The organism is Azospirillum sp. TSO5, from assembly GCF_003116065.1.
Taxonomy (GTDB): Bacteria; Pseudomonadota; Alphaproteobacteria; order Azospirillales; family Azospirillaceae; genus Azospirillum.
Genome location: NZ_LGQY01000063.1, coordinates 37,454 through 53,333, shown reverse-complemented (window position 1 = coordinate 53,333; position 15,880 = coordinate 37,454). Strand labels below are relative to the sequence as shown.

General features: G+C 67.5%; 16 protein-coding genes and 2 tRNA genes. 5 read left to right on the top strand and 13 right to left on the bottom strand.

What is annotated here, in order from left to right:
* Positions 1–12: 12 nt before the first annotated feature.
* Together TSO5_RS17910 and TSO5_RS17905 are read right to left on the bottom strand one after the other, a co-directional pair.
* Positions 13–702, bottom strand: coding sequence for a GntR family transcriptional regulator (locus tag TSO5_RS17910; protein WP_085084025.1), 690 nt, complete (start codon positions 700–702; stop codon positions 13–15).
* A 149-nt stretch (positions 703–851) separates the two neighbouring features.
* On the bottom strand, positions 852–1,511 hold the full coding sequence (locus tag TSO5_RS17905; protein WP_109152822.1) for a thiamine phosphate synthase: 660 nt from the start codon (positions 1,509–1,511) through the stop codon (positions 852–854).
* 376 nt (positions 1,512–1,887) lie between these two features.
* On the opposite strand from TSO5_RS17905, the gene oxlT reads away from it, so the two are divergent.
* The gene (oxlT, locus tag TSO5_RS17900; protein WP_109152821.1) at positions 1,888–3,195 is read left to right on the top strand and encodes an oxalate/formate MFS antiporter; all 1,308 of its coding nucleotides are present in this window, start codon (positions 1,888–1,890) and stop codon (positions 3,193–3,195) included.
* Between the two features lie 70 nt (positions 3,196–3,265).
* On the opposite strand, the gene TSO5_RS17895 is transcribed toward oxlT, so the two are convergent.
* The 4 genes from TSO5_RS17895 to TSO5_RS17880 form a co-directional block, all read right to left on the bottom strand.
* Complete coding sequence (locus TSO5_RS17895; RefSeq protein WP_109152820.1) at positions 3,266–3,676, bottom strand: flagellar basal body-associated FliL family protein; 411 nt, start codon at positions 3,674–3,676, stop codon at positions 3,266–3,268.
* A 208-nt stretch (positions 3,677–3,884) separates the two neighbouring features.
* Positions 3,885–4,766 carry a pantoate--beta-alanine ligase gene (panC, locus tag TSO5_RS17890; RefSeq protein WP_109152819.1) on the bottom strand — a complete coding sequence of 294 codons (882 nt, stop codon included), beginning with the start codon at positions 4,764–4,766 and terminating at the stop codon, positions 3,885–3,887.
* 181 nt (positions 4,767–4,947) lie between these two features.
* On the bottom strand, positions 4,948–5,112 hold the full coding sequence (locus tag TSO5_RS17885; RefSeq protein ID WP_085084036.1) for a sugar tyrosine-protein kinase: 165 nt from the start codon (positions 5,110–5,112) through the stop codon (positions 4,948–4,950).
* A 197-nt stretch (positions 5,113–5,309) separates the two neighbouring features.
* Positions 5,310–5,384, bottom strand: a tRNA-Val gene (locus TSO5_RS17880).
* A gap of 148 nt (positions 5,385–5,532) precedes the next feature.
* On the opposite strand from TSO5_RS17880, the gene TSO5_RS17875 reads away from it, so the two are divergent.
* Positions 5,533–6,414, top strand: a complete 882-nt coding sequence (locus TSO5_RS17875; protein ID WP_109152818.1) for a DUF3108 domain-containing protein — start codon at positions 5,533–5,535, stop codon at positions 6,412–6,414.
* On the opposite strand, the gene TSO5_RS17870 is transcribed toward TSO5_RS17875, so the two are convergent.
* The 3 genes from TSO5_RS17870 to TSO5_RS17860 all read right to left on the bottom strand — a co-directional run bounded on the left by TSO5_RS17870 (position 6,359) and on the right by TSO5_RS17860 (position 8,163).
* Complete coding sequence (locus TSO5_RS17870; RefSeq protein ID WP_199230926.1) at positions 6,359–6,610, bottom strand: hypothetical protein; 252 nt, start codon at positions 6,608–6,610, stop codon at positions 6,359–6,361. The genes TSO5_RS17875 and TSO5_RS17870 overlap by 56 nt on opposite strands.
* 427 nt (positions 6,611–7,037) lie before the next feature.
* A complete protein-coding gene (gene gph, locus TSO5_RS17865; protein ID WP_109152817.1) occupies positions 7,038–7,718 on the bottom strand; it encodes a phosphoglycolate phosphatase in 681 nt (226 codons plus the stop codon).
* Between the two features lie 352 nt (positions 7,719–8,070).
* Positions 8,071–8,163 (bottom strand) — tRNA-Ser (locus tag TSO5_RS17860).
* A gap of 281 nt (positions 8,164–8,444) precedes the next feature.
* Here TSO5_RS17860 and TSO5_RS17855 point away from each other — a divergent pair.
* Positions 8,445–8,681: a hypothetical protein gene (locus TSO5_RS17855; protein WP_109152816.1), complete on the top strand. Its 237-nt coding sequence runs from the start codon at positions 8,445–8,447 to the stop codon at positions 8,679–8,681.
* 36 nt (positions 8,682–8,717) lie between these two features.
* Here the strand turns inward: TSO5_RS17855 and TSO5_RS17850 are convergent, their stop codons facing one another.
* Both TSO5_RS17850 and gatB read right to left on the bottom strand, forming a co-directional pair.
* A complete protein-coding gene (locus tag TSO5_RS17850) occupies positions 8,718–10,499 on the bottom strand; it encodes a PAS domain-containing sensor histidine kinase (protein ID WP_109152815.1) in 1,782 nt (593 codons plus the stop codon).
* A gap of 165 nt (positions 10,500–10,664) precedes the next feature.
* Positions 10,665–12,116 carry an Asp-tRNA(Asn)/Glu-tRNA(Gln) amidotransferase subunit GatB gene (gene gatB / locus TSO5_RS17845; RefSeq protein ID WP_109152814.1) on the bottom strand — a complete coding sequence of 484 codons (1,452 nt, stop codon included), beginning with the start codon at positions 12,114–12,116 and terminating at the stop codon, positions 10,665–10,667.
* Positions 12,117–12,370: 254 nt separating this feature from the next.
* Here gatB and TSO5_RS17840 point away from each other — a divergent pair, with 254 nt between their 5' ends.
* The gene (locus tag TSO5_RS17840) at positions 12,371–13,087 is read left to right on the top strand and encodes an ATP-dependent Clp protease proteolytic subunit (RefSeq protein WP_109152813.1); all 717 of its coding nucleotides are present in this window, start codon (positions 12,371–12,373) and stop codon (positions 13,085–13,087) included.
* On the opposite strand, the gene TSO5_RS17835 is transcribed toward TSO5_RS17840, so the two are convergent.
* Both TSO5_RS17835 and fliN read right to left on the bottom strand, forming a co-directional pair.
* The gene (locus TSO5_RS17835) at positions 13,068–14,327 is read right to left on the bottom strand and encodes a diaminopropionate ammonia-lyase (protein WP_109152812.1); all 1,260 of its coding nucleotides are present in this window, start codon (positions 14,325–14,327) and stop codon (positions 13,068–13,070) included. The two genes, TSO5_RS17840 and TSO5_RS17835, sit on opposite strands and share 20 nt — an antisense overlap.
* A 169-nt stretch (positions 14,328–14,496) precedes the next feature.
* On the bottom strand, positions 14,497–14,799 hold the full coding sequence (gene fliN / locus TSO5_RS17830) for a flagellar motor switch protein FliN (protein ID WP_085084056.1): 303 nt from the start codon (positions 14,797–14,799) through the stop codon (positions 14,497–14,499).
* Between the two features lie 238 nt (positions 14,800–15,037).
* Between fliN and TSO5_RS17825 the strand changes: the two genes are divergently transcribed.
* Complete coding sequence (locus TSO5_RS17825; protein WP_109152811.1) at positions 15,038–15,880, top strand: sulfurtransferase; 843 nt, start codon at positions 15,038–15,040, stop codon at positions 15,878–15,880.

Genomic DNA, 15,880 nt, shown 5'->3' with positions numbered 1-15,880 from the left:
CTGACCGGGCGCTCACTCCAGGAAATCGCAATGCTTCTCCACATGCGCGGCCAGACCCATGGTGTGCTCGCGCACCAGCCGTTCGGCGAGGTCGGCGTTGCGCTCTTCCAGGGCCTTGATGATGGCGCGGTGGTCGTGGATGGAGCGTTCGGCCCGGTCCTCCTGACCGATGGTCAGCTTGCGGATCGCCCGCATGTGGATGAACAGGTTGTCGGTGACGTCCTGGATCAGCTTCGACCCGCTCAACTGGATGATGCTCTTGTGGAAGGCGATGTTGGCGTCGGAATATTCGCTGACATGGTCCTTCGGGCTGCGCTGTTCGAAGCTGCCGAACAGGTCCCACAGCTTGTGGATCTCCGCCGCCGGGGCATGTTCGGCGGCCATGCGGGCAGCCATGCTTTCCAGCGCCGCCCAGACCTGGATCATCTCGACGATCTCGGTCTTGGTCTTGCGGACGACGAAGATGCCGCGGCGCGGCTGCAGACGGATGAAGCCCTCCTGCTCCAGCAGGGTCAGCGCCTCGCGGATCGGAGTGCGGCTGACGCCGAGCTTGTCGCTGAGCTGCCGTTCGTCCAGCCGGATTTCACGGTCATGGTCGTAGATGTCCATCTCCGTGATCGCCTGCTTCAGCGCGTGGTAGACCTGACTGCGGAAGGTGGTTCCGGTGTCGAGGGGCTGGACGTTGAGAGCGGGAAAGGTCATGGAGTGGATGTCCTCATGTCTCGCCGGCGGTCGCGGCGCACCCGGTCGGCCCCTTGCACGGAGCCACCGGCCTTTTTTCGTATCCTACATACCAGATGCATGCAAGCCGTTGAAATGTCCAGGGGGACCGGCGTGAAACGCGCCTGAGCTTAACCGGAGGACAACCCGGCTGTTTTGGCCGGCGCCAGCGCGGCCAGCAGCGGCGCCAGCGCTTGCGGGTCGCCGCGCATCGCCAGCCCCATCACCGCCACGCCCGCCGCCCCGGCCGCCCGGCATTCGGCCACCGCGCCGGTGTGGTCGATGCCGCCCAGCCCGATCACCGGCACGCCCATATTCGCCCATCGCCCTACCCACCTCCGCAGCCCCGCCGCACCCAGGCAGGGGCCGTAGCCCGGCTTGCTGGCGGACGGGAGGATCGGCGACAGGGTCACGTAATCGACCTGCCCCCTGCCCTGCTCCATCGCCCCGGCGCCGTCCGAGTCGTGGCACGACAGCCCGATCAGCGCCCCCGACCCCAGCAACGCACGCGCCGACGCCGGATCGCCGCCGGACGGCAGATGCACCCCAGCCGCCCCGGCCGCCGCCGCCAGCGCCGGGTCGCCATGCAGGGTGACGCAGGCCCCCCACCGACGGGCGCGTACTATCAGCGCGCGAGCCAGCTCCACACGTTCGGCATCGGGCAGGTCCTTGTCGCGCAACGACAGCCAGCGCACGCCACACGCGAACAGGCGCTCCGCCACCTGCGGCAACGGCTGCTCGGCGAGGCGGCGGTCGGTGACGACCAGCAGCGGTGGATCAGGCAACGGCATAGGACGGATTCCTCCTGTTCAGCCGAGCATTACCGCAACGGCGTAGCGCTTTCGACCAGCCACGACACCCCGCTTTTTCCGGATCATGGAATTCCAACGGATTCACATGGACAATTCGCATGCATGTCTCTGCATCGGCAAATGGTTCGTATTGACATAGTCAGTCAAACTGATGATCGTGAAGGCGGGCATGGGGCATTTGGCATGCCAGCAACCGCAAGTTGGTGGTGGAAGACTCCCATCCCACAGCCGTTTTCCCGGACCGGACACCAGAAACCAAAAACAGGGTCGAAAATACAGGTCCGGACATCCGAACAAAAGATGCCGAACAAGAGACTCCGAACAGAACATGTCGGGTGCATTGGGGAGGAAGGACATGGTGCGTGAGACGCACGGCAAAACGGCCCAGGTCGCACCCTGGGGCGGGCGCTGGATGCAGCTTGCCATCGGCATCGTCTGCATGTCGATGATCGCCAATCTGCAATATGGCTGGACACTGTTCGTCGAGCCGATCGACGACAAGCATGGCTGGGGCCGCACCGCGATCCAGGTGGCCTTCACCATCTTCATCGTCACCGAAACCTGGCTGGTGCCGGTGGAGGGCTGGTTCGTCGACAAATTCGGTCCGCGCATCGTCGTGCTGGTGGGCGGCGCGCTGTGCGCCCTGTCCTGGGCGCTGAACGCGGTGGCGGATTCGCTGGCGCTTCTCTATCTGGCCGCGGTGATTGGCGGCATCGGCGCCGGCGGCGTCTATGGCACCTGCGTCGGCAACGCGCTGAAATGGTTTCCCGACCGCCGTGGGCTGGCGGCCGGCCTGACCGCCGCCGGATTCGGCGCCGGCTCCGCCCTGACGGTCGTGCCGATCGCCACCATGATCGAGTCCTCCGGCTTCGAGACCACCTTCATGACCTTCGGGCTGGGCCAGGGGCTGGTGATCCTGGTGCTGGCCTGCTTCATGACCGATCCGCCGAAGATGGGATATGGCCAGAGCCGCGGTACGGCCGCCCCGCAGCGCCGCCACTATGCCCCGCAGGAGATGCTGCGCACCCCCGTCTTCTGGATCATGTACGGCATGTTCACCATGGTCGCCGCCGGCGGTCTGATGGTGACGGCCCAGCTCGGCCCGATCGCCGCCGACATGGGCCTGATCGACGCGCCGGTCAGCATCCTGGGCCTGACCCTGCCGGCGCTGACCTTCGCCCTGTCGATCGACCGGGTGATGAACGGCATCACGCGGCCCTTCTTCGGCTGGGTTTCCGACCATATCGGCCGCGAGAACACCATGTTCATCGCCTTCACCATCGAAGCGGTCGGGGTGATGGCGCTCAGCGCCTACGGTGCCGACCCGGTGGCCTTCGTCATCCTGACCGGTCTGGTGTTCTTCGCCTGGGGCGAGATCTTCAGCCTGTTCCCGGCCTGTTGCGCCGACACCTTCGGCTCGCGTTTCGCCGCGACCAACGCCGGCATGCTCTACACCGCCAAGGGCGTGGCCGCCCTGATGGTCCCCGTCGGCAACCTGATGGTGGAGGCGACCGGCAGCTGGCAGACCGTCTTCTACAGCGTCGCCATCGTCAACGCGCTGGCCGCCTTCCTCGCCCTGTTCGTCCTGAAGCCGCTGCGCGCCCGCTATGTCGCCGCGGCCAGCAGCGCCGCCCCGCGACTGACCACCCGGCTGGCCGACTGACCTCGTTCCACCACTCGCAGCAATGCCGGCCCCCGGATGCCGTCCGTCGGGGCCGGCGGCCTTTCCGGCCCTACCGGACCACCATGCGGTCCAGCAGGATTTCCTTCACCCGCACGCCGCGCAGTTCGCGGTCGAGCACGCCGGCGATCGTGCTCTTCATCAGCTTCGCCCCGTCGGCGCCGGTCAGCTGCTGGGGATCGATCTGGCGCATACGGTCGGACAGGCGGTCGGTGATGCGGGGGACATAGGGGTCGGCGACCTTGCCGTCCACCGACGGATCGATCTCCAGCAGGACCTTCACGTCCACCATCCGGGCATCGCCGCCGCCGAGGCTGAAGGTCATCATCGGCAGGGAGGCGTATTTCTTGTCGGGACCCGTCTGCGCCTGCGGGGCCGGAGCCCGGTTGCGGCCGGCGATCATGGCGCCGCCAGCGCCAAGCGCCGCCAGCGTCAGCAGGAGGCCGGTCAGAACGAGCGGCATCAGGGAAACCGTTTCCCCCTGCCGGTTGCGACGAACGAGCCGCAAGATCGCCTTTCCGCCCCCAATTGCGGGGGTCTGATTCCCATCGGGACCATGCCCGAGGAAAATCATGTTAGGCGCGCAACAAATTCCGGTCAAATGCCATTGGATGCCCTGTTGGATGCCCCATTGGATGTCAGTGGGCCGGCCGTCCTCATTCCCCGGTATGTCAACCGGCAGGAATCACCGGCACATTGTCGATCAGCCGGGCCTTGCCCATCCAGGCGGCGGCCAGCAGGCGGGCGGGACGGGTGACGGCGGTCACCGGCTCCAGCGTTTCGGCGTCGCGCAGTTCGACATAGTCGATGGCACCGAACCCCGCCTCGGCGATGCGGCCGCGGATGCCGGTCAGGGCGCCGTCGGGCTCCGCCCCCCGCGCCAGCGCCTCGGCCGCCGCGGTCAGCGCCCGGTACAGCTCCGGCGCGCGGGCGCGCTCGTCGGCGCTGAGATAGGCGTTGCGCGACGACATGGCGAGCCCATCGGCCTCTCGCACCGTCGGCAGCCCTTCGACCCGCACGGGAATGTCGAGGTCACGGGTAAAGCGGCGGATCACCATCAGCTGCTGGTAATCCTTCTCGCCGAACACCGCGACGTCGGGCAGCGCCTGCAGGAACAGCTTGGTCACCACCAGCGCGACACCGCCGAACATCTGCGGCCGGAAGGCGCCGCACAGCCCCTCCGCCGGGCCGCCGACCGAAATGGCGGTGGCGAAGCCCTCCGGATACATGGCGCGCACGGTCGGCGCATAGAGCGCATGGCAGCCGGCCGAGGCCAGTTTTGCGGAGTCGCCGCTCTCGTCGCGCGGGTAGCGGTCGAAATCCTCGTGCGGGGCGAACTGGGTCGGGTTGACGAAGACGCTGGCGATCACCCGATCGGCCAGTTCGCGACCGCGCCGCACCAGGCCCAGATGCCCGTCATGCAGCGCCCCCATGGTCGGCACCAGCGCGACGGTCAGCCCTTCCCGCCGCCAGGCCGCGACCTGGGCTCTCAGGTCCTCCACCGTCCTCAGGATCGGCAACGGACTGGAGGTCTGGGCAGTGGTCGGCGTCATGGCGTCGGTCCTTGGCACAGCGAAATCGGGGGCGCAGCGAAACCGCGCGCTGGATAACCCGATGGACCGTTCCTGTCCAGAAAAGCTTTCCGCAGGACAGACTGTTGCCGGACCCTGAAGGTTCGGCATCCGCGGCGGGGAAGGCTGCGCCCCGCCGCGGAATTGGATCAGCGCTTGGCCATCAGCGCTTAATCGTGATGCCGACCAGATAGGCCAGGTTCGCCCAGGCCAGCAGCGTGGCCAGCAGGGCGGTGAAGGACGGGACGAAGACAACCGAACCGATGATGACGGCGAGCACAGCGACCAGCAGGCCGAGGGAGAGCAAAGCGATACGGGTGTCGTCCATCTGATTGGCTTTCCGAAACGGGTGACAGGGATGGCCCCCTAATACCGCATTGCAGCGCGCAGAGGGCTGATCTGCGTCAATCGACCGCGGATTCGTCAATCATATAAGCAATGCATAATGCATGTTTCGCGCGGCCCACGATTGCCGGTGCCGGAAAGCAAAAAGGCTCCGGACTGTCGTCCGAAGCCTTTTCGAGATGGTGGGCGCGACAGGGATTGAACCTGTGACCCTTCGCGTGTGAAGCGAATGCTCTCCCGCTGAGCTACGCGCCCGAACCTTGAAACTCTTTTGCGTCGCGGCCGTTTTTCGTCGGCCCCGCCGCTGCGGTGGGCGGGTTTCTACGGCCTTCCCCACCGGGTGTCAAGCACCAGATTCATCCCCATCTTAAAAAAGATCAGCCGACCGCAGGAGCCCCGGACCGTGCCCCAGCCCAGCCCCCGCCGCCTTCCCAATCCTGTCCGGGCAGCCCTGATGGCGGCCGGCCTGTCCCTTCCTCTGCTTCCCCTCGCCACCGCCATGGCGTCGGCGCAGCCGGTTAAGGCGACCTACCGTGTCTTCGTCGGCGGCATCACCGCGCTGGACGTCGAAGCGATGCTGGACGTGACCGGCGACCGCTACCGGGTCGAGGTGTCGGCGGTGACCGGCGGAACCATCGGCCGCCTGTTCAGCTGGCGCACGGATTCGCTGACCGACGGCTATGTCCGCGGCGACGACCTACGGCCGGCCAGCCACCGCCAGACCAGCCAGCTTCGCGGCGAACCGCGCAACGTCACCCTGACCTACGGGCCCCAGGGCGATGTCGCCGTCAGCGTCTCGCCGCCGCCGGAGAAGGACGATCGCGAACCGGTGCCGCCGGCGCTGCAGCGCGGCACTCTGGACCCGCTGAGCGCCGTGCTGGACCTGCTGTTCGCGGTGGGGGCGCGCGAAGGCTGCGACCGGTCGCTGCCGGTGTTCGACGGCCGCCGCCGCTATGACATGCTGTTCAGCGAGGTGGGTCGGCGCATCGTCGACCCGTCGCGCTACTCGGTCTTCGCCGGCGTGGCCCAGCAATGCCGGGTAACCTACAAGCCGGTGGCCGGCTATGCCCGGTCATCACCGGCCGGCCGTTTCTGGCAGCGCAGCGATCCGGCGGACCGCCCCCCGGTCGATCTGTGGCTGGCCCCGGTCGCCGCCGGCTATCCGCCCCTTCCGGTGCGGCTGGAGACGGACAGTGATTTCGGCAGCGTGGTGGTCCACCTGACCGGCGTCACGCCGCCAGCGGCAGACCGCCGGGCCGGTGCGATGCCGCAGCCGGCGCGCTGACCGCAGCGGCCGGCCGGACGCCGGCGGGCGACCGGGTGTCCAGGATCATGTCGGACGGCGTCACTCCGGCCCGCCGCAGAGCCTCCGTCAGCGCCGAGGCCGACGGCCAGAGGAAGCGGCTGTCGAGTTCCAGCAGCGTGCCGTCCAGCAGCGCCGCATAGCCGCCCAGTTTGCCCATATGAACGATCCGAGCCATGCGAGAAACCATGGTGGAGTTCCTTCCCATCGGCCACCGCCGTGACGCTGGCCGGGCGGCGGCATGTCGCGCCGCCGCCCGGCCCGCAACCGGCAGGTTCTTGATTGCTTGTTGTGCCTGCCGGTTGTGGCCAGCGTCAGCAGCAGGATGGTGGCGATGAAGGTCAGCGGACCGACCATCAGGGCATCATCCTGCATCATGGCGCGTCCTCCCCCGGATCGACGTCCTGTCGCCCGGCGATGCCGGATCGACCCTAACAGCTTAGGGGCTTTACCGAGCCGGCACGCGGGTCCTGAGGGATACCGCTGCTGTCCAAAAGGATAGTATCAGTGTATGCGACCGTCCGTACCGCGTCCGGTACCGGCCCCTGCTCAATCGGTGGCGTTCAATCGGTGGCGTTCAATCGGTGGCGTTCAATCGGCGCCTTTCAATCGGCGGTGGCCAGCTGGAGCAGCCCATCCGGCAGATCGGCGAAGCGGTCCAGGATCAGGTCGGCGCCCAATTCCTCCACCGGCATGCGGGGATAGCCGTAGCTCATAGCGACCACCGGCACGCCGGCCGACCGCGCCGCCTTCACGTCGTTGGCGTTGTCGCCGACCATCGCCGCCCGCGCAGGCATCAACACATCCAGCCGCTCCAGCACCCAGGTCAGATGGCGCCCGTCCGGCTTCTTCACCGCCAGCGTGTCCCCGCCGGCCACGGCGCCGAACAGCCCCTCCATCCCCAGCACACCCAGCAGTTTCCGGGTGATCCGCTCCGGCTTGTTGGTGCACAGCCCCAGCCGCACACCCCGTCCGGCCAGTGCCTCCAGCGTTTCAGCCACGCCGGCATAGAGCACCGGCGGCTCCGCGTCGTCGTAATAGGTGTCGAGATAATGGCGAAGCACCGGCTGCACCGCCTCGTCCTCCAGCGGCGCGCCCGTCGCGGCGAAAGCCTGGCGCACCAGCATCGCCGACCCGTCGCCGACCATCGTCCGCACCTGCACCTCGGTCAGGGCCGGGCGGCCGAACTCGGCCAGGGTGCGGTTCAGCACGCGCGTCATGTCGGGCGCGCTGTCGATCAGCGTTCCGTCGAGATCGAAGACGAGCGCCTGGAAAGGAAACGGCATGGAAAGCCCCGCGATCAGCCATCGGTTTGACGATGCCCCGTCGATACCACGGTCCGGCGGCAGCCAACCACCCGCATGGGGACAACCCAGGGCCGACGACAGCCGGCGATTGCCGACACTCCTGACGAAGCACCTGTTCCCGGCGTCCGGCACAGCAGCCAGCGAGCGGCGGCGTGGATCTTCAGCCGGAACTGTATACGGGTCTCAAAATGTGGGGAGAGTTACGCGCTGGCTTGACCGGAGCGCCAAACAACAAATCTCCATCGGCGCACCAATGGACCGTGCCCGACCGGGAATTTTAAACGCTTCAACTATTTGGGAAATTCAACGGCTTGGCGCCTGCCAAGCAAGATGGCGGAGGGGATGGGATTCGAACCCACGATAGGGCTTTAAACCCTATGACGGTTTAGCAAACCGTTGCCTTCAGCCACTCGGCCACCCCTCCAGCCAGTGCGGTGCCCGTGGGGCATCGCTGGCGTGGGGAGGGTTCTAGCGGCCGGCCGTAGCCTTGTCAACGCTTACGGAAGCACAAATCCGCTTTTCCCGAAAATCGACAGAGAAGGACAAATCTGTATAAAATTTTAGGTACTTTTTAACGGAAGGAGGATATGATGCCACCATGAGCAATAAAAAGCCTGGGTGACGCACAACTCGGTCGCGCGGGGGTTTCGCGAAGGCTCGCCCCGCCGGACAGTGACGCCGCACCCCGTCGCCGTGGAGGATGCCATGACCCTGTCACGCCGTTGCGCCGAAACGCTGATCGACCTTGTCGAGATCAAGCTGAGCTGCCTGGAGATCACCGACCGCGAGGACCAGCGCGAAAAGGAACTGCTGCAGCGCTGCGTGCAGGAACTGAACGCCGAACTGCGCGGAGAAAATGGTGCTCTCGCCAATTTCGCGGCTCCCAAGCGCCGCGGCCGGCGGCCCAAGCATCTGCAGCTCCACGAACTGCACGTCGCCTGAATTGCCGACCACCGACTGACCGGGCGCGCCACCGCATCAGCCCAATGCCGGCTCCTCCGCCAGGGCCGGCTGCATGGCCGGCGCCTCGCGCGGCAGCAGGATGGTGAAGCGGGTGCCCTGCCCCGGCCAGGACTGCACCGACACGGTGCCGCCCAGCGGGCCGGTGACGGTGTTGAACACGATGTGCAGCCCGAGGCCGGAGCCGCCCTGCCCGCGTTTGGTGGTGAAGAAGGGGTCGAAGACCTTCGACAGATGTTCCGGCGCGATGCCGACGCCATCGTCGATGAAGTCGATCCGCACCTTGTCGGACCCGTCCGGCTGGGCGGTGATCCTGATCGTGCCGGACGGCGTCTCCGACAGGCGCTCGCCGTCGCCATAGGCGTGGACGACGGCGTTGATGACCAGATTGGTCAGCACCTGCCCCAGCGCGCCGGGAAAGCTGTCCATCGTCAGCTCGTCGTCGCACTCCACCGCCACCTTCAGGTTGGTGCGCTTCAGGCGGGGCCGAAGCGAGAACAGCAGTTCGCGGATATAGCTGCCCAGCTCGAACACCCGCCGGTCGCCGGAGGATTGGTCGACCGCCACCTGCTTGAAGCTCTGCACCAGCGACGCCGCGCGGTCCATGTTGGCCATCAGCAGACGGCTGCTCTCGCTCAAGCCATCCAGGAACTCCAGGAAATCCGAGCGCCGCAGCGTGTTGCCGGCGAAGCGGTCGCGCAGGGCCTGCGCCTGTTCGCCGATGTGGCTGGCCGCGGTCAGGCCGATGCCGATCGGCGTGTTGATCTCGTGCGCCACCCCTGCCACCAGCTGGCCCAACGACGCCATGGTCTCCGCCTGGATCAGGCTTTCCTGTGCCTCGCGCAGGTCGGCCAGCGCCTGTTCGGCCTCTTCCCTGGCCTGGATCATCGCCGACTCGGCGGCCTTGCGGTCGGTGATGTCGTAGAGCCAGGTCAGCAGCGCCGATTCGCCGTCCAGTTCGATGCTGTTCCACGAGGACAACACCCAGACGATGCTGCCATCCGGCCGGCGGAAGCGGAGTTCGGCATTGCGAAAGGCGCCCTCGCGGTCGAATCGGGCGATCAGCGCCTCCCGGTCGGCAGGGTCGGCATAGAGGTCCGCCACCGGCGAGCGCATCAGCTCCGCCCGGTCGCGCCCCATCAGCCGCACCGACTGGGCGTTGCAGAACAGCCAGCGGCCGTCGCGGGTGGTGACGTTCACCGCGATCGGTGCCGCCTCCATGATCTTCAGCAGCCGCTCCTCGCTGGCGCGCAGCCGCTCTTCCTGCCGGCGGGCCTCGGTGATGTCGGTCATGATGCCGGCATAGCGCACCGCCCGGCCGGTCTTGTCGCGAAAGGCGCGGCCCTTGGCGGCGATCCACACCCAGCCGCCAGCCTCGTGGCGCAGGCGGTAGGAATAGGCATAGGCCGAGGTCTCCCCCGCCAGATGCGAGGCGATGTGGGCCAGCACCCGGTCGCGGTCTTCCGCATGCAGCCGCCGTTCCCAGAAATCGGGCGGCATGGCCGGTCTGCTGCGATAGCCCAGTATCCGCGGAAAGGTGTCCGACCACCAGCAGGTGCCGGCCACCAGATCGGCGTCCCACACCGCGGCCCCGGTCGCCTCCAGCGCCATTTCCAGCCGCTCGCCGATCTCCGGTTCGTGGAGGGGCGCCGCCGCGACCCTGCCGGGCCCGGTACCGGGTCCCGACATGACCGGCGAACGGCCGTCCGCCCGGCGCCCGGCATACCGGCCCAGCAGCACCCCGAGCAGACCGCCGACCGCACCAGCCGCCAGCGCCACCATCACCGGCTCCGCCGCCATGGTTCCTCCACCGTTTCCAGCACTGTGACGATGGAAACCGGGAAAATTCAACTGCGGCTTTGCCGTACAGACGGACAGTACCCAAGAAAAAAGCCCCTCCGCCGGGCGGAGAGGCTTTCTTTCGGACAGGGCGGGGATTTCGCCCCGCCAACAGGCTGTGGCCGCTTAGCCTTTCAGCTTCTTGGTCAGGATTTCGTTGACCATGGCCGGGTTGGCCTTGCCCTGGGTCGCCTTCATCACCTGACCGACGAAGAATCCAAACAGCTTGTCCTTGCCGCTGCGGAACTCCGCAACCTTGTCGGGGTTGGCGGCCAGCACGGCGTCGATCGAGCCTTCGATGGCGCTGGTGTCGGTGACCTGGCGCAGACCCTTCTTCTCAACGATGTCGGCGGCCTTCTCGCCGGTCTCGAACATCGTCTCGAACACTTCCTTGGCGATGCGGCCGGAAATGGTGTTGTCGGCGATCAGGTCGATCAGGCCGCCGAGATTCTCGGCCGACACCGGGCTTTCCTCGATCTCCTTGCCGGCCTTGTTCAGATAGCCGAACAGCTCGCCGGTAACCCAGTTGGAGGCCAGCTTCGGATCGCGGCCCTTGGCCACCGCCTCGAAATAGTCGGCCTTCGACTTCTCCGAAACCAGCACACCGGCGTCATAGACCGACAGCTTGTAGTCTTCGATGAAGCGGGCCTTCTTGTCGTCCGGCAGTTCGGGCAGCGTCTTCTTGATGTCCTCCACCCACGCCGCGTCGAGTTCCAGCGGCAGCAGGTCGGGGTCGGGGAAATAGCGGTAGTCGTGCGCCTCTTCCTTCGACCGCATGGAGCGGGTCACGAACTTGGTCGTGTCCCACAGCCGGGTCTCCTGGTCGATCTTGCCGCCTTCCTCGATGATCTCGATCTGGCGACGGGCCTCATACTCGATCGCCTGCATGACGAAGCGGATCGAGTTGACGTTCTTGATCTCGCAGCGGGTGCCGAAGGGGTCGCCCGGCTTGCGCACCGACACGTTGACGTCGCAGCGCATGGAGCCTTCCTCCATGTTGCCGTCGCAGGTGCCGAGATAGCGCAGGATCGAGCGCAGCTTGCGCACGTAGGCGCCCGCCTCCTCCGAGGACCGCATGTCGGGTTCCGACACGATCTCCATCAACGCCACGCCCGACCGGTTCAGGTCGATGTAGGTCTTGGACGGGTGTTGGTCGTGCAGCGACTTGCCGGCGTCCTGCTCCAGGTGCAGGCGGGTGACGCCGACGGTGCGGCTGGTGCCGTCCGGCAGGTCCAGCACGATCTCGCCCTTGCCGACGATCGGCTGCAGGAACTGGCTGATCTGATAGCCCTGCGGCAGATCGGCGTAGAAGTAGTTCTTGCGGTCGAAGACCGAGTTCAAGTTGATCTGCGCCTTCAGGCCCAGACCGGTGCGCACCGCCTGCTCGACGCAATATTCGTTGATGACGGGCAGCATGCCGGGGAACGCGGCGTCGACGAAGCTGACCTGGCTGTTCGGCGCGGCCCCGAATTCGGTGGCGGAGCCGGAAAACAGCTTCGCGTTCGAAATCACCTGGGCATGGACCTCAAGCCCGATCACCACTTCCCAATCGCCCGTTTCACCCTGGATGTACGACATCGTTCCGCTCTTCGACGTTCACGGCACGGGACCGGACGGGCGCCGCCCTGGAAAAGGGCGCCCCGGCCATACCCTTGGAATCCTGTTTCTTCTAACGCCCTTTGCGCCCGCGCGCACGCTTTATCGCGCCGCCGCTTTCCTGCCCCCGCCTTACCACCGCCCTACCTCCATTGTGCGGCCGGCCACAGACGCGCCGTTAACCCTCAGGCAAGCTTTGCCCGCCACGCTGAACCGGACGAGCGCAGGAGAGTCTGATGTCGGTGCGAAAGCTGGTGCGGAAGGTCGGGTTCGGTGTCGGTCTGGGCGCCCTGCTGATGGCGGGCGCCGCCCTCGGCCATGCCGCCACCCAGCCGGACGGCCTGTCGCTCAGCCCCGTCGGCAGCCCGGCCGGCCCGATCACCGTCAACCCGGCACCTGCCGCGCCCTCCTCGTCCGACTATCCCGACGCCGCCATGTCCCGCGACGACCAGGGCGACATCACCATCCTGCGGCTGGACGGCATCATCACCCCGGGGGCGGAGCGCAGCTTCGTCGATGCCCTGCGCGCCCTGCCCGCCCGCCGTCCGCTGGTGATCGAACTGTCGAGCCCGGGCGGCTTCACCGCCGCCGGCTACCGGATGATCGACGCCGTGCTGGCCGAGCGTCAGGACGGACGGCCGGTCGCCACGCGGGTGCGTGACGGCGATTCCTGCGAAAGCATGTGCGTCGGCCTCTATCTGGCCGGATATCCGCGCTATGCCGCCCCGCGGGCCGAGTTCATGGTGCATGCGCCGCGCATGGCGGAGAATGGCCGGATGACGATCCGCTCCATCCAGATGATGGTGGACCGTCTGGTGTCGCTCGGTGCCTCGCCGGCCTGGATCCAGCGGGTGACGGCGGAGGGCGGCTTTTCCGGCGCCCGCGATTACCGCGAGACCGCCGACCGGCTGAGCGCCGACGGCGCCAACATCGTCACCGACCTGCTGCGCTGACCAGCCCCTCGGCGACCGCCTCCGGCGTGCGGCCGACGATCCGCTCGTAAACCTCCGGGTCGGTCGCCCCTTCGGTCCCGAACACCAACACGCGGGCATCGGGAACGAGGCCCAGCGCCAGCCGGGTCTCCTCATGGGCCGCGGCACAAAGCAGCCCGGCCAGCCCGGCAACCCCGGATTCGCCGGCCACCACCGGACGGCCGCCATGCTTGCCTTCCGCCAGCTTGCGCATGGCGGCAATCGCCCCTTCGTCGGGAATGGTCAGGAAATCGTCGGCGCCGCGTTCCAGGATCGCCCAGGCCAGCAGCGAGACCTCGCCGCAGGCAAGCCCGGCCATCACCGTGTCCAGATCGCCCTCCGACCGGACCGGACGACCGGCCACTGCGCTCTGGTACAGGCAGTCGGCGCTGTGCGGCTCTACCACCACGAAGCGCGGGCGCTGGCGGCCCCAGCTTTCCCACAGATGGCCGCAGACCGCGGCGGGCAGCCCGCCGACGCCGCCCTGTACGAAGACATGGGTCGGGCGCTCGCTGGCGGGAAGCTGGGAGATCGCCTCCTCCACCATCATGGTGTAGCCCTGCATCACGTCGCGCGGCACATCCATATAGCCGGTGTAGGAGGTGTCGGAGACGACGAACCAGCCCTGCTCCGCCGCATCGGCGGCGGCCCGGCGTACCGCATCGTCATATGGTCCGTCGACCACCACCACCCGCGCCCCGTACGCCTCGATGGCGTCGCGGCGGCCGGGCGTACAGGCGGCGGGCACGTACACCACGCAACTGCAGCCGAACACCTGCGCGCCCCAGGCGACCGACCTTCCATGGTTGCCGTCGGTGGCGGTGGTGACCGTCAGCGTCCGCGTCACCTTGGCATAGCGGCCGACCACGAGGTCCAGCGCCGTCACCGGCACGCCGGGCACCCGCGCCGTCACCTCCCGCGCCAGCAGCCGCAGCACGGCGTACGCCCCGCCCAGCGCCTTGAAGCTGCCGAGCGCGAAGCGTGCGCTTTCGTCCTTGTACCAGAGACGGTCGATCCCGGCCTCCCGCGCCAGACCCGGCAGGGAGCGCAGCGGCGTGGGCGCATAGCCGGGCCAGGCGCCGATCTCCGCCATCGCCTCCTCGAAAGCGGCCCGGCTGAGGATCGCGCGTTCCGACGGGCCATAGACCCGGTCATGGTCGGCATGCGGATTGGAGAAATGGCGCGGCAGGCAGGAGGATGGGGAGACCGCGTGTTGGGGCATGGCTTCGCTCTCCGGGCCGGCCGGTGAGCGGTGCCGTCGGCGACGGCCCATCCCACGACCACGCACAACGAGACCAAAAGCCATCGCCCGCCGTCAAGACGGCAGCGGGAGCGCGGCTGCTACCGAATGATGCATTCCGGAAGGCGGGCCCAAAGATGGGACGACGCGCTCAGCGCTTCCATTCGCGGCTGGACTTGATGAAGTCGGTCAGGGTGACGCCGATCTTGTCGTCGATGATCGCCACCTCGCCGCGGGCGACCAGCACGCCTTCGACATAGACGTCGGTCGGGTCCTTCAGATGGCGGTCAAGTTCCACGACGGCACCGCGGCCCAGCTTCAGCAGGTCGCGGACGCGGAGCATGGCGGTGCCGATGACGACCTTGATCTCCACCGGCGCATCGCCGATGGCGAAGGACGAGGCGTCGCCGTCGTTGGGATCGGCCGCGCCGAGCAGGTCGTCGATGTTGGCCATGTCTGTCCAAGCTCCCGCGCCGGAATGGGCGCCTTCTTACACGAACGGGACATCCTACACCCCGGACGGGTTAGCCGGCAACGCCACCGACCGATGGGGATTGCGACAAGATTGGGCTTTTCCCATAGCGGCGCTTCGCCCACACTGTCGGCCCGCCCACCTGCCGGCCTTTTCATTGCCGATGCGCAACAATCCAGGCAGGGCAGGGCATCGACCAACCGGAACCGGGTTTATCCTGATGACCGACAGCAGCATTTCCCCGCTTGTGGACGCTTCCTGGCTGAAAAGCCGGCTCGACAGCCCCGGCATCGTCGTCCTCGACATGCGGACCCCGCCCGCCGGCGGCTTCGTTTCGGGATCGGTTCATTCCGACTACGCAACGGCCGGCTGGCGGACTGTGGTCGGCGGCGGGGCCGGGATGCTGCCGGAACCGGATGTGCTGGCGGGACTGATCGGCGGTCTGGGGATCGGCAACGGCGACCATGTCGTTCTGGTGGCTGCCGGCGCCAATGCGTCCGACATGGGCAACGCCACCCGCGTTTATTGGACCTTCAAGATGCTGGGCCATGACGCGGTGTCGGTACTGGATGGCGGTTTCGCCGCCTGGACCGCGGCCGGCGGCCCGGTGACGCCGCAGCCGGCGGTTCGCCAGCCGACCGGCTTCACCGTCCATTCCCGCACCGACCTGCGCGCCACCGTGGAGCAGGTCGAGGCGGCGGTGCAGGCCGGCGGTACGCCGCTGCATGACGCCCGCTCGCCCGAGCAGTTCGCCGGCAAGGCCAAGAGCCCGCAGGCCCGCGCCCCCGGCACCATCCCCGGCGCGGTCAATCTCGACATCGCCGCCCTCTTCTCCCCGGCGGAGCACCGCTTCGCCTCGCCCGAGGCGGTGAAGGCGATGGCCGATCAGGCCGGGCTGCCCTTGCGCGACCAGCCCATCACCTTCTGCAACACCGGCCACCTCGCCTCGGTGTCCTGGTTCGCGCTGAGCGAGATCGCCGGCGTGCCGGGGGTGCGGCTCTATGACGGCTCCATGTCGGAGTGGAGCGCCGACCCCGAGCGTCCGTTGCAGACGGAAGGGTGA

Excerpts from the sequence above, each read along its gene's own strand:
- TSO5_RS17885 (WP_085084036.1), bottom strand. The coding sequence starts at position 5,112 with ATGGACGACACCCGTATCGCTTTGCTCTCCCTCGGCCTGCTGGTCGCT.
- TSO5_RS17895 (WP_109152820.1), bottom strand. The coding sequence starts at position 3,676 with ATGCCGCTCGTTCTGACCGGCCTCCTGCTGACGCTGGCGGCGCTTGGC.
- TSO5_RS17855 (WP_109152816.1), top strand. The coding sequence starts at position 8,445 with ATGACCCTGTCACGCCGTTGCGCCGAAACGCTGATCGACCTTGTCGAG.
- fliN (WP_085084056.1), bottom strand. The coding sequence starts at position 14,799 with ATGGCCAACATCGACGACCTGCTCGGCGCGGCCGATCCCAACGACGGC.
- TSO5_RS17825 (WP_109152811.1), top strand. The coding sequence starts at position 15,038 with ATGACCGACAGCAGCATTTCCCCGCTTGTGGACGCTTCCTGGCTGAAA.
- gatB (WP_109152814.1), bottom strand. The coding sequence starts at position 12,116 with ATGTCGTACATCCAGGGTGAAACGGGCGATTGGGAAGTGGTGATCGGG.
- TSO5_RS17910 (WP_085084025.1), bottom strand. The coding sequence starts at position 702 with ATGACCTTTCCCGCTCTCAACGTCCAGCCCCTCGACACCGGAACCACC.
- TSO5_RS17905 (WP_109152822.1), bottom strand. The coding sequence starts at position 1,511 with ATGCCGTTGCCTGATCCACCGCTGCTGGTCGTCACCGACCGCCGCCTC.
- TSO5_RS17840 (WP_109152813.1), top strand. The coding sequence starts at position 12,371 with ATGTCGGTGCGAAAGCTGGTGCGGAAGGTCGGGTTCGGTGTCGGTCTG.
- TSO5_RS17870 (WP_199230926.1), bottom strand. The coding sequence starts at position 6,610 with ATGGCTCGGATCGTTCATATGGGCAAACTGGGCGGCTATGCGGCGCTG.
- gph (WP_109152817.1), bottom strand. The coding sequence starts at position 7,718 with ATGCCGTTTCCTTTCCAGGCGCTCGTCTTCGATCTCGACGGAACGCTG.
- panC (WP_109152819.1), bottom strand. The coding sequence starts at position 4,766 with ATGACGCCGACCACTGCCCAGACCTCCAGTCCGTTGCCGATCCTGAGG.
- TSO5_RS17850 (WP_109152815.1), bottom strand. The coding sequence starts at position 10,499 with ATGGCGGCGGAGCCGGTGATGGTGGCGCTGGCGGCTGGTGCGGTCGGC.
- TSO5_RS17835 (WP_109152812.1), bottom strand. The coding sequence starts at position 14,327 with ATGCCCCAACACGCGGTCTCCCCATCCTCCTGCCTGCCGCGCCATTTC.
- oxlT (WP_109152821.1), top strand. The coding sequence starts at position 1,888 with ATGGTGCGTGAGACGCACGGCAAAACGGCCCAGGTCGCACCCTGGGGC.